13 protein-coding genes are annotated in these 13,267 nt (G+C 59.3%); 6 read left to right on the top strand and 7 right to left on the bottom strand.

Translation table 11 applies throughout. From position 1 onward, the window contains the following. Positions 1-162: 162 nt before the first annotated feature. The 3 genes from NW826_RS02955 to NW826_RS02965 form a co-directional block, all read right to left on the bottom strand. Positions 163-768, bottom strand: coding sequence for a (2Fe-2S) ferredoxin domain-containing protein (locus NW826_RS02955; protein WP_414509392.1), 606 nt, complete (start codon positions 766-768; stop codon positions 163-165). Next, positions 752-1,024: an Asr1405/Asl0597 family protein gene (locus NW826_RS02960; RefSeq protein ID WP_414335134.1), complete on the bottom strand. Its 273-nt coding sequence runs from the start codon at positions 1,022-1,024 to the stop codon at positions 752-754. The genes NW826_RS02955 and NW826_RS02960 overlap by 17 nt, the downstream gene beginning before the upstream one ends. Before the next feature lie 139 nt (positions 1,025-1,163). Further along, on the bottom strand, positions 1,164-1,715 hold the full coding sequence (locus NW826_RS02965) for a Dps family protein (protein ID WP_414414841.1): 552 nt from the start codon (positions 1,713-1,715) through the stop codon (positions 1,164-1,166). 240 nt (positions 1,716-1,955) lie between these two features. On the opposite strand from NW826_RS02965, the gene NW826_RS02970 reads away from it, so the two are divergent. Then, positions 1,956-3,179: a YcjF family protein gene (locus NW826_RS02970; RefSeq protein ID WP_414509393.1), complete on the top strand. Its 1,224-nt coding sequence runs from the start codon at positions 1,956-1,958 to the stop codon at positions 3,177-3,179. Here the strand turns inward: NW826_RS02970 and NW826_RS02975 are convergent. Continuing rightward, complete coding sequence (locus tag NW826_RS02975; RefSeq protein ID WP_414509394.1) at positions 3,172-4,170, bottom strand: glycosyltransferase family 2 protein; 999 nt, start codon at positions 4,168-4,170, stop codon at positions 3,172-3,174. The two genes, NW826_RS02970 and NW826_RS02975, sit on opposite strands and share 8 nt — an antisense overlap. Positions 4,171-4,219: 49 nt before the next feature. Further along, the gene (hslO, locus tag NW826_RS02980) at positions 4,220-5,110 is read right to left on the bottom strand and encodes an Hsp33 family molecular chaperone HslO (protein ID WP_414335144.1); all 891 of its coding nucleotides are present in this window, start codon (positions 5,108-5,110) and stop codon (positions 4,220-4,222) included. A 336-nt stretch (positions 5,111-5,446) separates the two neighbouring features. Between hslO and NW826_RS02985 the strand changes: the two genes are divergently transcribed. The 4 genes from NW826_RS02985 to NW826_RS03000 all read left to right on the top strand — a co-directional run bounded on the left by NW826_RS02985 (position 5,447) and on the right by NW826_RS03000 (position 8,007). Then, complete coding sequence (locus NW826_RS02985) at positions 5,447-5,932, top strand: allophycocyanin (RefSeq protein WP_414331342.1); 486 nt, start codon at positions 5,447-5,449, stop codon at positions 5,930-5,932. A 60-nt stretch (positions 5,933-5,992) separates the two neighbouring features. After that, a complete protein-coding gene (apcB, locus tag NW826_RS02990) occupies positions 5,993-6,478 on the top strand; it encodes an allophycocyanin subunit beta (protein WP_414335138.1) in 486 nt (161 codons plus the stop codon). 167 nt (positions 6,479-6,645) lie between these two features. After that, the gene (locus NW826_RS02995) at positions 6,646-6,849 is read left to right on the top strand and encodes a phycobilisome linker polypeptide (RefSeq protein ID WP_011433055.1); all 204 of its coding nucleotides are present in this window, start codon (positions 6,646-6,648) and stop codon (positions 6,847-6,849) included. A 129-nt stretch (positions 6,850-6,978) separates the two neighbouring features. Next, the gene (locus NW826_RS03000) at positions 6,979-8,007 is read left to right on the top strand and encodes an ABC transporter ATP-binding protein (RefSeq protein ID WP_414335139.1); all 1,029 of its coding nucleotides are present in this window, start codon (positions 6,979-6,981) and stop codon (positions 8,005-8,007) included. Positions 8,008-8,092: 85 nt separating this feature from the next. Here NW826_RS03000 and NW826_RS03005 read toward each other — a convergent pair whose 3' ends face one another. Together NW826_RS03005 and NW826_RS03010 are read right to left on the bottom strand one after the other, a co-directional pair. Then, entirely contained in the window at positions 8,093-9,733 is a 1,641-nt protein-coding gene (locus NW826_RS03005; RefSeq protein ID WP_414335140.1) for a 2-isopropylmalate synthase, read from the bottom strand. A 45-nt stretch (positions 9,734-9,778) separates the two neighbouring features. Then, complete coding sequence (locus NW826_RS03010; protein ID WP_414509395.1) at positions 9,779-10,708, bottom strand: arylamine N-acetyltransferase family protein; 930 nt, start codon at positions 10,706-10,708, stop codon at positions 9,779-9,781. Positions 10,709-10,979: 271 nt separating this feature from the next. On the opposite strand from NW826_RS03010, the gene NW826_RS03015 reads away from it, so the two are divergent. Continuing rightward, positions 10,980-13,118: a polyribonucleotide nucleotidyltransferase gene (locus tag NW826_RS03015; protein ID WP_414335142.1), complete on the top strand. Its 2,139-nt coding sequence runs from the start codon at positions 10,980-10,982 to the stop codon at positions 13,116-13,118. The last annotated feature ends 149 nt before the right edge of the window (positions 13,119-13,267 follow it).

Here is a 13,267-nt window from a genome sequence, read left to right on the forward strand (position 1 = left end):
CCCTAACTCCCCTCTCCCTGAGGGAGAGGGGACGGGGGTGAGGGATAGCTCCCTGAGGGAGAGGGGACGGGGGTGAGGACATCAATTGTGGCCCGCCACCAGTGAAAATTAAGCGAAAAGTCAAGGGAAATCCGCTCGCCCGTGGGGGGATCAGCATGAGCGTCAGGAGGAAGCCGCCGTCTCAACCTGCTGTACCTGCAACGAAGCAATCGGAAAATGCCGCTCCAACAAAGCCGGGATCCCTTGCGGAGAAACGCCGCTGTAGCGAGCCTTGTCGGGCATGAACACCACGTTCGGCCCCCGTTTGCAGTCCTTCATGCAGCCCACTCCCTGCACCCGAATGGTCTCCGGGTAGGCTGCCAAGTGTGCCTGCAGAGCCTGTATCACCGCCATCGCCCCCCGCCGACAGCAATCAGACTTCTGACAGACCAAGACGACCCCTTTCCTCGCTTCCTCCGATCCGGGAGCGGCCTTCGGGGAAGACATGGCTGCTACCGGGGAAGCCTGGACAGGAACCACGTGGCAGAGCACCCATTTCTCCCGCCCCTTCAGCAAATTCACTTCCCGCTCCCCCGCAATCTGCACCCTATCTCCAGGTTTGAGGCTGCGGTAGAGCTCAGAGCGCAGCGGCTTGGGGATCTTGCCGGCAAACACTTCCGAGCCGGCCTGCCAGCGCAAGTACTTGAGCTTGCCATCCTTATCGGGAAGAAATCCCAGGAACTGACCTTCTGACTCGAACGGGATCCTTTGCTTAGCCAACTTGCTCATCTTGTCCCCCAGGCTCGGTGTTGAGCTGCCAACACGTCTCTAGGCTGTCCAATAACTCCCGCCGCCGCGCCGTGTATTGGCGGATCACGCTGCGCACCTGCAACAGGGCCAGAGGCGTGTCCACCTGCACCTGCAAATGGCCATCTCCCGTACAAACTGCCGGGATCCCCAACTCCAGCAGCCGCCGCCCAATGCGCCAGCGTTCCCCTAAGGGGATCTGCAAACAATAGCTGCCCTCAAAAGATACAGGGTTCATGGCTAGGAGCAAAACCTCAGCAAATAAATCTAAACCCAATCGGGCAGTAATGATATGAATTTTCAACAAATGCTTACAAAAATAAGCCCTCAGGTTTAAGGACAGGCCACCTGGCCGGCGAACCTGCCCCAGATCCTGACTAGGCTCTGCCGTCCATCAAGCCAAACACTAGGCTGTCGTTGGCCAGGAAGTGGTTGAGGTGGAAGGCGCGATCCTCTGTCTTGAGCAGAATCTGCTCGTAGAGGTAGCGGGTGGCGCGATCCCCTAGGCTTTCCGCTTGGGCGGCTTGGCGCCGCAGCAAATCGATGATGGCCTGCTCTGCCGCCAGGTCATTTTGCAACATTTGCCGCGCCTCAAAAGCGCCATCCGGCTCAGGGGTAAAGCAGCAGAGGCGGGCCAAGGTGGCGAAGGTGGCTACCGGCACACTCCCCAGACCTTCGAGGCGTTCTCCCAGGTCGTGGACATGTTCCCTCACCTGCTCGTAGTGATCCTTGAACAATTGGTGTAGCGGGTAGAACTCGGTGCCCTCTACTACGAAGTGATGCTTCTGGTACTGCAAGTACAGCCCTTGGAAGCTGGCCAGAAGGGCGTTCATCCCCTCGCAGATCGGCTGGGTCACCTCCAGGCCGAGGGAGACAGGGTTGTTGCGCACGCTGTTGAAGGACTGGCGCAAGGTTGAGGTTTCAGACATAGGGCAAGGTTCTCCGAAGTAAGAGAGCTAATTGTCCAGCCTACTCGAGTGGACAGATCCAGGGTTTCTTGGGGCTATCCTCACCCCAGCATAGTCTAACTCAACAGTTCTTGTGAATAGCTCTCAACAAAGTGCTTGTTGCAGCAGAACCGGTGGGCTGGTCAGAGAGTAGCCGCATCTTCCCGATTTACACTGGACTGGGAGCGTTAGCCCAGTTGATCCCGTACCTGGAGATGGAGCATGTCGCAAACGGAGCCAGAAAGCCACTCCTGGATAGAAAAACTGATTCGCCTAACCCATCAAACAGTTGCGCGGGCTGGGGGAAAACCGCAGGAACCTTGGGATTGGGCCAGCCACCTGTTCAAAGAGAGCCTGCTGGAAGCAGAGGCAGAAATGGGCCACTGTAATGTCCTGGTGATTGGCAAAAGTGGGGTGGGCAAAAGCACCTTGGTCAACGCGGTGTTTAAAGATGAGCTGGCCCGCACTGGTGTTGGCAGCCCTGTTACCCGCCACATTCGCCAATACTCAAAGCAAGGCTGCCCAATCACCATCTACGATACACCTGGCATGGAATTGGCGGGAGACCAGAATATCCAGATCCGCCTCGAGGTGTCCCAACTGATCGACGAGCTGCGCCTCAAGGATCCCGAACATCACATCCACATTGTCTGGTATTGCATCCACCACGAACTGAAGCGGCTGGAGGAAACCGAGCGTGAGTGGCTGAGAGAGTTAGAACTCAAAGATGTGCCGGTCATCTTAGTCTTGACCCAATGCCTGGAATATCCCAATCCCGAAGAGAGCGAGTTTTTTCAGTACTTGCAGCGCCAAAATCTCCCTGTTCGCTACATTGTTCCTCTTTTGGCTAAGGACAAGGTCATTAACCGGCAACTCACCATCCCCGCCCACGGGCTAGAGCACCTAATCGGCTGCACCTCGGAGCTGCTGCCAGAGGTAGCCCGCCTTGCCTTTATCCGCCAGCAATTGCTGCGGGTGGATCTCAAGGCCGATGCTGCTTTTAAGTATGTATCGGGCTATGTGGCCAGCGCAGCGTTCATCGGCGCCGCACCTCTTCCTTTTGCCGATGCCCCTCTACTGGCAGCAGCACAAGTGGGCATGATTGCCAATATCAGCTTTATCTTTGGCTATAAAGCCTCCCCTTCTTTTTACTACTCTTTGATGGCGGCTTTGGCGGGAATTGGGGGCGCAGTAGTCACTGGGCGGGCCATTGTCTCAAACCTGCTGAAGTTGATCCCCGGCGTGGGATCCCTGGCAGGCGGCATCATCCAGTCCACCACAGCGGCTACCCTGACCCTTTCCCTTGGCCTGGCCTATATCGAGCTGATGAAGGCCATCGCCCGCGCCGAAATCCAAGGGATCCAGCTATCCCAGGCCCAGATGCAGGAGATCTTTGTGCGCGAGTACCGAGAATATGCTGCTTCGGGACACAAAACCCTCAAATAGGAGTGGACATTGGATCTGATTCTGGAGCAGGGGAAGGCTGCAGGGTCTCGAACCCAAAGGAGCCATTGACTAGGTACAAGGGGCGGCCTTTCACTTCTTCAAAAACGCGGCCCAGATACTCTCCAATCACGCCCAGGCTAATCAACTGGATCCCGCCCAAAAACAAGGTCATCACCGCCAAAGAGGCGTAGCCGGGCACGTCGGAGCCAAACAGCAAAGTACGAATGACGAGGAAAAGGCCATACAGCAGAGCCGCCAGCGAGATCGCCAAGCCCAGATAGCTCCACACCCGCAAGGGCCAAGAGCTAAAAGAGGTGATGCCTTCTATGGCTAGGTTCCACAGCCGCCAGTAGTTCCACTGGGTTTTGCCGCGAAAACGGGGGGCACGGTCGTAAAAAATGGCCACCTGCCGGTAGCCTACCCAGGCAAAGATCCCTTTCATAAAGCGAGTGCGCTCCCGCAGTTGCTTGATGGCGTCTACCACCTGCCGATCCAACAGCCGAAAATCTCCTGTATTGCGCGGGATCCGCACCTGGCTGAGCTGGTCAATGACCCAATAAAACCCATTGGCGGTGAAGCGTTTTAGCCAGCTTTCCCCTTGGCGGCTGCGGCGCACAGCGTACACCACCTGGTAGCCCTGCCGCCACTGCTGCAGCATTTCCGGGATCAGCTCTGGGGGATCCTGCAGGTCGGCGTCGATGGGGACAACGGCTCTGCCCGCAGCGTAGTCCAAGCCGGCGGTAAGGGCAATTTCCTTGCCAAAACAGCGGGAGAGGTTCACCACCTTGATGCGGGGATCCTGGCGATGGAAGGCAATAAGCTTTTCCAGCGTGTCGTCCTGGCTGCCGTCGTTGACACAGATGATCTCGTAGGGGATCCCCAATGGATCCAAGGTTAGGCGCAGGCGCTCGAACAGGTGATCCAGGTTCTCCGCCTCATTTTTGCAGGGGATGACAACCGAGAGCTCAGGGGCAGCAGTCTCAGAGGACATAGAAGAGCAGGGATCCCGTACCTGGCGATTATTCTGCCATCACGGGGTGCTATGGGTTTGCCGACATCTCCGCCACAATTGAGCGCAGCTCATCCTCCGAGATGCGGTAGACCTCGTTGCAGAACTGGCAAACCGCCTCTGCTCCCTTGTCGGTACGGATCATGTCGATGAGCTCGTCCCGCCCCAACATGCGCAGCGCCCCCTTCACCCGGTCAGAATTGCACTTGCAATAGAAGCGGATGGCGCGCATTTCCGGCGCGATCTTGAGATCCAAGTCGCCCAAGCAAATTTGCAACAGCTCCCGCAAACCGCCACCACAAGCCAGCATCGGGCTAAATTCCTCCACCTTGGCCAAACGGGCCTCCATTTCCGGGATCAGGCTGGCCGGCGCCCCTGGCATCAGTTGCAACAACACTCCACCGGCAGCCCGCACCCGCTGCGAATCGAGGTTGACCCCCAAAAGGACTGCCGAAGGGATCTGCTCTGAGGAGGAGAGGTAGTAGCTGATATCGTCTCCCACCTCTCCCGAAACCAGCTCCACCGCGCTGGTGTAAGGCTGGCCGTACCCCAAGTCCCGCAGCACATGGAGGTAGCCATAGCGCCCAACGGCTTGGCCCACATCCAACTTGCTCTCAGGGGTGAGGGGAAGCTCGATGGCCGGGTTGCTCACATAGCCGCGTACCGTGCCGTCCAAGCCGGCATCCACCCAGATGTTGCCCAAGGGGCCATTCCCTTTCAGTTGCAGGTTAATCCGCGCCTGGCGTCGCTTTAGGTTGGCCGCCAGCAACAGGGCTGCGTTCATGGCCCGCCCCAGGGCCACCGTCGCCACATAGGAAAGCTTGTGCCGCTCCCGGGCCTCTTGCACCGCCTGGGTAGACACCAAGCCCACCACCCGAATCTTGCCCTCCGCCGCCGTGGCCCGGATCAGGTGATCCGGCAGAGATGAGGGAGCAGCCTCAGAAGGATCCTGAGAACCTTTCGCTCGCTTCAATCGTTCTGACCCAGAGGCATCCGTCATCGCAACCTCAACGCATGTCCTAAAGCAAGCCTGCAGGGATCCCCTGGCGACTTAACTTTCACCCTCGATTGTAACCCCTCTCTTGCCGGACTTGGGGGAGAGCACTCTCCTGTTGGGGTGGGCATGAGACCGTCCCTTTTCTGGGAGAGACTTTAAGAAGTGTGAAGATCTGAGATGGTAGACGGCAAGCATATCGGAAAATAGCTTGCGGGTATGCTCGTCATACTCTTTAAAAAATCGACTTGAGGATGGATATCCATGAGTGTTGTTACGAAATCGATTGTGAACGCGGACGCGGAGGCCCGCTACCTCAGCCCGGGGGAACTGGATCGAATCAAGTCCTTTGTTGCCTCGGGTGAGAAGCGGTTGCGCATTGCTCAAGTCTTAACCGAGTCTCGTGAGCGCATCGTCAAACAAGCTGCCGACCAACTCTTCCAGAAGCGCCCTGACATCGTCTCCCCAGGTGGCAATGCTTACGGAGAGGAGATGACGGCGACTTGCCTGCGGGATATGGACTACTACCTGCGCCTGATCACCTACGGTGTCATTGCCGGCGACGTCACCCCCATCGAAGAGATCGGTCTGGTGGGTGTCCGCGAGATGTACAACTCTTTGGGCACACCCATTCCGGCGGTGGCCGAGAGCATTCGTCAAATGAAGCAGGTGGCCATGGGTCTGCTCTCTCCCGACGATGCGGCTGAAGCCGGCTACTACTTCGACTTTGTGGTGGGGGCAATGAGCTAGTCCCTCATTGTTTTTGCTGCACAACCGTTTGCTGTTCACCGACTTGATAGGAAGCTCATCATGCAAGACGCGATTACCGCTGTGATCAACAGCTACGATGTCCAAGGCAAGTATCTGGACAACTCGGCTATGGAGAAGCTGAAAGCTTTCTTCGCCACGGGCGAGTTGCGGGTGCGGGCGGCTGCCACCATCGCGGCCAATGCCTCCACCATCGTCAAGGATGCGGCTGCCAAGGCCTTGCTGTACTCTGATCTCACCCGTCCCGGTGGCAACATGTACACCACCCGTCGCTATGCCGCTTGCATTCGCGACATGGACTACTACCTGCGCTACGCCACCTACGCCATGCTGGCCGGGGATCCCTCCATTCTCGATGAGCGGGTGCTGAACGGGCTCAAGGAGACCTACAATTCGCTGGGAGTGCCCATTGGGGCCACCATCCAGGCCATCCAAGCCATGAAAGAGGTGACGGCCGCTCTGGTGGGTGCTGATGCCGGCAAGGAAATGGGTGTGTATTTCGATTACATCTGCTCTGGTCTGAGCTAGCTACCAGCGCCATTGCTTCGGCGTAAGGTTCATTGTCCAACGAGCACGACGGGCGACTTGCCGCAGGGATCTGGTGTGCTGATGGGGGTACGCGAGCTTTCTGAGGTAGGTCGCCTGTTTTGCTGGTCAAGACGGCCCATTTCGTTGTTGAGCGGGGATCCCATATCATGCGCATGTTTAAGATCACGGCCTGTGTGCCCAGCCAAACCCGGATTCGCACCCAGCGGGAGCTGCAAAACACCTACTTCACAAAGCTGGTGCCCTACGAAAACTGGTTTCGGGAGCAGCAGCGCATCCAGAAATCGGGTGGCCGTATCCTGAAGGTAGAGCTGGCCACGGGCAAGCCTGGGATGGACGTAGGACTGCTGTAGTTTCCCTATCCCTTTGTTTCTTTCCCTCAGATACTGAGAATAGCCCTCTCCAGATCCGGTATGCCCAGCTCCAAAAGATGTGCCCTTGGGGCTGGGGTGGCGGATCTGGTTGTTTCATGGGAGGGATAGATGTTGCCTCATGTGCCGGCCCGGCTGGAACCGATCATCGCTGCTTACAACCTGAGCAAGGTTTACCCGGTGGCCATCAAGGAGCCGGGAGTGGTGGGCACCCTGCGCCACTTCTTTCGCCGCACCTACCGCTACATCCCGGCAGTGCAGTCCATCAGCTTTCAGGTTCAGCCGGGGGAGGTGGTGGGGTTCTTGGGGCCGAACGGAGCAGGCAAGACCACCACCCTCAAGATGTTGACCGGCTTGATCTATCCTTCTGGGGGCACGCTGCAGGTGGTCGGCCACGTGCCCTACCGGCGCGAGCCATCTTTTTTGCGGCAGATCACCCTGGTGATGGGGCAGAAGCAGCAGCTCATCTGGGATCTGCCGGCGATAGACTCTCTGCGGATTAACGCCGCCGTTTACGAGATCCCGGAGAAGGAGTTTCGCGAACGGGTGGGGGAGCTGGCGGAGCTGCTCAACTTGGCAGGCAAGCTGAAGCAGCCGGTGCGCAAGCTTTCCCTAGGGGAGCGGATGAAGGCGGAGCTGTTGGCGGCCCTGGTGCACCGCCCGCAGATCTTGTTTTTGGATGAGCCCACCTTGGGGTTGGATGTCAACGCCCAGGTCAGTGTGCGGCAATTTTTGCGGGATTACAACCGCCGCTACGGGGCGACGGTATTGTTGACCAGCCATTATATGGCCGATATCACCGCGCTGTGCCAACGGGTGTTGGTCATCAACGCGGGGCGGCTCATCTACGATGGTGACCTGGAGGCGCTGCTGGAGCGCTTTGCCCCCTACCGAGAAGTCAAGTTGGAATTGGCCCGTCCTTGCTCTGTTGCCCAACTGCAGCGTTATGGGGAGGTGCGCAGCGAGGGGGATCCCGACGGCTGCGAGGCGCGGCTGTGGGTGCAGCGGGAGCAGCTTACCCAGACGGTGGCCCAGTTGTTGGCGGAGCTGGAGGTGTTGGATCTAACAATAACAGATCCGCCCATCGAGGAAGTGATCGGGCGGGTGTTTGCGGATGGGATCCCTTTGGCCAGCCCATAACAGTGTTGAGTTGCTTGGATGGCCATAAAGGATCCCGTCTCGCCGCGCAAACCGCTTGGCTGGATACGGGATTGCCACCCTCCCATCAGATTTTTTGAGTAGCGGCCTCCCGCTGTTCAGGGGTAGAGCGCGCCGCGTGCAGGGCAAAGTAGAGCTTATTGAGGGCATTCATGTAGGCTTGGGCCGAAGCGACAATGATGTCGGTGTTGGCGGCATGGCCGGAGAAGATGCGGTCTTCGTGGCGCAGGCGGATGGTCACTTCCCCGATGGCGTCGATGCCGGCGGTAACCGATTGGACGGAAAACTCGATCAGCCTGTTGGGGATGTTGACAATGCGGTTGATGGCCTTGTACACCGCATCCACCGGGCCTGTGCCTACGGCCGCATCTACCCGCTCTTCCCCCTCAGGAGTGATCAGGCGCACCGTGGCGGTGGGAGCCTCGCGGTTGCCGCACACCACTTGCACATGCTCTAGACGGTAGAGTTCGGGCACCGAGCGAGTTTCGTCGTTAACAATTGCTTCCAGATCCAGATCGGAGATTTCTTTTTTCTTGTCGGCCAGCTCTTTGAAGCGCAAGAAGGCTTTGTTCAAATCCTGCTCCGACAGCTCGAACCCCAGTTCTTTCAAGCGAGTGCGGAAGGCATTACGGCCCGAGTGCTTGCCCAACACCAAGGTGCTCGATTGCAGGCCGATGGTCTGGGCGTCCATGATCTCGTAGGTCTGGCGGTTTTTGAGCATGCCGTCCTGGTGGATGCCCGATTCGTGGGCAAAGGCGTTGGAGCCGACGATGGCCTTGTTGGGCTGCACCAGCAGGCCGGTGAGGTTGGAGACCAGACGGGAGGTGCGGTAGATCTCCTGCGTTTTGATGTGGGTGAGGGGCTTCTCGGAGTCTACGGGCAGGCCGAAGTAGGGGTTGAAGTAGCTGCGCCGCACGTGCAGGGCCATCACCAATTCTTCCAGCGCCGTGTTGCCGGCCCGCTCGCCAATGCCGTTGACCGTCACTTCCACCTGACGTGCGCCTTGCTTAATCGCTTCCAGGAAGTTGGCCACCGAGACGCCCAAGTCGTCGTGCCCGTGCACAGAAAGGATCGCTTGCTTGATGTTGGGCACGTTCTCGCGGATGCCCTTGATCAGTTGGCCGAACTCCTCCGGCATGACGTAGCCGACGGTGTCGGGGATGTTGATGGTTTTGGCTCCCGCCCGAATGGCTGCCTCGATCACCTGGTACAGAAACTCCGGATCGGAGCGGGTGGCGTCCATCATGGAAAACTCCACATCCTCCACGAAGGACTTGGCATAAGCCACCATCTCTTCGGCAATTTGCAGCACTTCGGCGCGGGTCTTGCGCAACTGGTACTTGAGGTGAATGTCGGAGGTGGAGATGAAGGTGTGAATGCGCGGCTTGGCAGCAGGCTTGAGGGCTTCGGCGGCTGCCTCAATATCCGGCTTGAGGGCGCGGGCCAGGCTGCAAATCACAGGGCCATCGGGGGTGCCCACCTGTTCGGCCACCTTCTGCACCGCCTCGAAATCGCCAGGGCTGGCATAGGCAAACCCCGCTTCGATGATGTCCACTCCCAGCCGGGCCAGTTGCCGGGCAATGGCCAGCTTTTCTTCGGTGTTGAGGGTGGCGCCGGGGCACTGCTCCCCGTCGCGCAGGGTGGTGTCGAAAATGAGCACGTGATCGAGGGCTTGGCCATCAAATGCAGCGACCGCGGCAGCATCCATAACGGTTACTGGGATAACGAAACATTGCCAACCTTTATTCTGACATTAGTTGGCAGGGGTTCTGACCCTGCTGGGGGGAGATTGGGGTGGTCTCTGTTGGAATGCCGGTTGGCTTGGGTCTTGCAATTTTTCTCCTGGGATCCCCGGCGGCAGGCGGATCCCGAAGGCGCAAGCCAGCAGGTGTTCGTATTCTTTCTCGTCCTTGAGCAGGCGTTCCCGGCGGCCTTCTGGGGTGGTCTCGATCCATTTAAAGAGGGAGCCATCGGCGCGGGCGGTGAGGGTGATCCGTCCGCTGGGGGTGGCCAGGCTGCACAGGCGCAGGCGGGTAAACCTGGATGCCGGCGACGTTTGGTGGAAGCGGCACATGGGCTCGAACTCCTGCAGTTGGCGCGGGATCCGATCCAGCAGGAAGAGGGTTTTCCAGGTGCGATCCGGTCGTTCCTGTTGAACCAGCCAGTAGCGTGCGGGAGCTGCGGGCCAGGGGGTGAGGCGGTAGCGCCCTTCCGCCTGGGCTTGGATGCTGGGATCCCCCAACCGCAACGGCTCCCGAAAGGCATCTCCATAGCCCACATCTGCCAGCCATGTTTCATCGCCGCAGCTCACCTGCAGGGCCAGATGGTCGCATTCGGGGCCAAAGCAGCCATCAGGCTCCGTCCGAGTAGCGTGAACGGCCCGGCTCACCTGTCCCGAGAGCAGATGGACCGAAAACCCCATCCCCTGCAGAGCAGCGGCCAGCAGGCTGTTCAGTTCAAAGCAAAAGCCGCCCCGCCGCTCGCGGACGATTTTTTGGAACAAGAAATCCCGCTCCAGGCGAATGGGGCGACCCCAGTGAATATCCAGATTTTCAAACGGCACCCGCAGCAGGTGGGCCAGGTGGATTTGGCGTAGGGTTTGCGGGGTGGGCTGGGTGGGGCCGACGTAGCCAATGCGCTCCAGGTAGGCCCTGATTTGGGCAGGCGTCAGCGGCTCTAGCATCAGCACGGGAACCCGTTGGGTTGGCGGCAAGCGAGCATCTGGCCTACCCTAGCCTTACCGCAGCTCCCCGACCAGAGCCAGAAGAACAGTTTTACCCCTGCTGCAAGACGGGCAATTTTTTCGCTCTCAGCCTCGATTTTGTAGCCGCCGACACCCCCCTATCGGCAGAAGATGAAGTCGTATTGATACCGCCGGTCAGCAGGGGCTGAACAGGAAGAATAAAGGGAGAATGCTACGATAACGTCAAGAAAAAAAGAAGGCGAAGCGTTACATGGCAGAATACACTCGGTCGATTTCCTTTTACGGGCGGGAAATTGACATCAATATCGGGCTGATGGCTCCCCAGGCAGGGTGTGGGGTCTGGCTGACTTCGGGCGAAACTTCGATTCTGGTCACAGCCACCCGGCAGGCGGGGCGGCCTGGTGTCGATTTCATGCCCCTGTTGGTCGATTATGAAGAGCGCCTCTACGCCGCCGGACGGATCCCGGGGGGATACTTGCGGCGGGAAGGTCGGCCACCGGAACGGGCCACTCTGATCTCTCGTCTCATAGACCGACCCATTCGTCCGTTGTTCCCGGAATGGCTGCGGGACGACGTGCAGGTGGTGGCCACCACCCTCTCGGTGGACGATGCAGTGCCGCCCGATGTGCTCTGCATTTTGGGAGCCTCGTTGGCGATTCACGGCGCTCGCATCCCCTTCAACGGACCGGTGGCGGCAGTGCGGGTGGGCTTGGTCAAGGATGAATTTATCCTTAACCCCACCTATGCCGAAATTGAGGCCGGCGACCTGGATCTGGTGGTGGCCGGCTGTGCCGATGGCGTGATCATGGTGGAAGCGGGGGCCAACCAACTGCCGGAGAAGGACATAGTGGAGGCCATCGAGTTTGGTTTTGAGGCCATTCAAGAGCTGCTCAAGGCCCAACAGCAAGTCTTCGCAGATCTCAACATCACTCCTGTAGAGCTGCCCCCTCCCCCTGTCAATGAGGAGCTGGTTGCCTTTGTGGCAGAGCAGGCTCAGGAGGGCATTCGCTCTATCCTCAGGCAGTTCCTGGACAAGACCAGCCGCGAGCAGCAACTGGAGGCGATCAAGGCCAAGCTAGAGGCCCAAATCCAAGCGCGGCCAGAGGGGGATCCCTTGCGGCTTTATCTGCTGGAAAACCCCAAAGAATTGGACAATCAGTTTAAGGCCCTCACCAAGAAGCTGATGCGCCAGCAGATCCTGCGGGAGGGGGTGCGGGTGGATGGGCGCAAGCTGGACGAGGTGCGACCGGTCTCTTGCCGGGTGGGTTTGATCCCGCGGGTGCACGGCAGCGCTCTGTTCAACCGCGGCCTCACCCAAGTCCTTTCCATCACCACCCTCGGCACTCCCGGCGATGCCCAGGAGCTGGACGACTTGCACCCGGTGGATGAAAAGCGCTATATGCACCACTACAATTTTCCGGGCTTTTCGGTGGGGGAAACGCGGCCCTCGCGCTCGCCGGGACGACGGGAGATCGGCCATGGGGCGCTGGCCGAGCGGGCCTTGGTGCCGGTGCTGCCCAGGGAAGAGGAGTTTCCCTATGTGGTGCGGGTGGTGTCGGAGGTGCTTTCTTCCAACGGCTCTACCTCAATGGGATCCGTCTGCGGCTCTACTCTGTCCCTGATGGACGCGGGGGTGCCGATCAAAGCGCCAGTCAGCGGGGTAGCCATGGGCCTGATCAAGGAGGGGGATGAGGTGCGCATCCTCACCGACATCCAGGGCATCGAGGACTTTCTGGGCGACATGGACTTCAAGGTGGCCGGCACACGGGCCGGGATCACCGCTTTGCAGATGGACATGAAAATCACCGGCATCACCGTGGATGTGGTGGAGAAAGCCATCCAGCAGGCCAAGGCCGGGCGGGAGTTTATCCTCGACAAGATGCTGGAGGTCATCCCTGCCCCTCGACCCCAGTTGGCCAAAACAGCCCCCCGTCTGCTCACGTTCAAGGTGGATCCCGAGGATATCGGCAAGATCATCGGCCCTGGTGGCAAGACGGTGCGCGGCATCACGGAAGCGACAGGTGCCAAGGTGGACATCAGCGACGATGGCACGATCACCGTGTCCTCCTCGGTGGGCAGCCAGGCGGAAGCGGCGCGGGCGATGATCGAAAACCTGGTGCGGCGGGTGGAAGAGGGGCAGGTGTACCTGGGCAAGGTGACCCGCATCATCCCCATCGGCGCCTTTGTGGAGTTCTTGCCGGGCAAAGAAGGCATGATCCACATTTCGCAACTGGCGGAGTACCGCGTCACCCGGGTAGAAGATGAGGTTGCTGTGGAGGATGAGGTGGTGGTCAAGGTGCGCAGCATCGATCACAAAGGCCGCATCAACCTCACCCGTCTTGGCATCAGCCCTGAGGAAGCCGCGCGGGTGCGCAACCATCACCCCTGAAGCTGCGGTTTCCCCCCAGCAACTGGGATCCCCTCGACAGCCAGAATGGCAGAGAAAGCTCCCTCTTGCTTGCCCGCGTCTGCAGTGCCGTTCGCTCCTGACTTTCTCACGGCTCAAGCTCCTGTTTCCCAAGCTCGGCCGTCGCCCTC

The organism is Synechococcus sp. OH20 (assembly GCF_047502685.1).
In the GTDB taxonomy this organism is placed as follows: domain Bacteria; phylum Cyanobacteriota; class Cyanobacteriia; order Thermostichales; family Thermostichaceae; genus Thermostichus.

Bases quoted from the DNA above. Each gene is read 5' to 3' on its own strand.
- NW826_RS02955 (WP_414509392.1), bottom strand. From the start codon at position 768: ATGAGCAAGTTGGCTAAGCAAAGGATCCCGTTCGAGTCAGAAGGTCAG.
- NW826_RS02960 (WP_414335134.1), bottom strand. From the start codon at position 1,024: ATGAACCCTGTATCTTTTGAGGGCAGCTATTGTTTGCAGATCCCCTTA.
- NW826_RS02965 (WP_414414841.1), bottom strand. From the start codon at position 1,715: ATGTCTGAAACCTCAACCTTGCGCCAGTCCTTCAACAGCGTGCGCAAC.
- NW826_RS02970 (WP_414509393.1), top strand. From the start codon at position 1,956: ATGTCGCAAACGGAGCCAGAAAGCCACTCCTGGATAGAAAAACTGATT.
- NW826_RS02975 (WP_414509394.1), bottom strand. From the start codon at position 4,170: ATGTCCTCTGAGACTGCTGCCCCTGAGCTCTCGGTTGTCATCCCCTGC.
- NW826_RS02985 (WP_414331342.1), top strand. From the start codon at position 5,447: ATGAGTGTTGTTACGAAATCGATTGTGAACGCGGACGCGGAGGCCCGC.
- apcB (WP_414335138.1), top strand. From the start codon at position 5,993: ATGCAAGACGCGATTACCGCTGTGATCAACAGCTACGATGTCCAAGGC.
- NW826_RS02995 (WP_011433055.1), top strand. From the start codon at position 6,646: ATGCGCATGTTTAAGATCACGGCCTGTGTGCCCAGCCAAACCCGGATT.
- NW826_RS03000 (WP_414335139.1), top strand. From the start codon at position 6,979: ATGTTGCCTCATGTGCCGGCCCGGCTGGAACCGATCATCGCTGCTTAC.
- NW826_RS03005 (WP_414335140.1), bottom strand. From the start codon at position 9,733: ATGGATGCTGCCGCGGTCGCTGCATTTGATGGCCAAGCCCTCGATCAC.
- NW826_RS03010 (WP_414509395.1), bottom strand. From the start codon at position 10,708: ATGCTAGAGCCGCTGACGCCTGCCCAAATCAGGGCCTACCTGGAGCGC.
- NW826_RS03015 (WP_414335142.1), top strand. From the start codon at position 10,980: ATGGCAGAATACACTCGGTCGATTTCCTTTTACGGGCGGGAAATTGAC.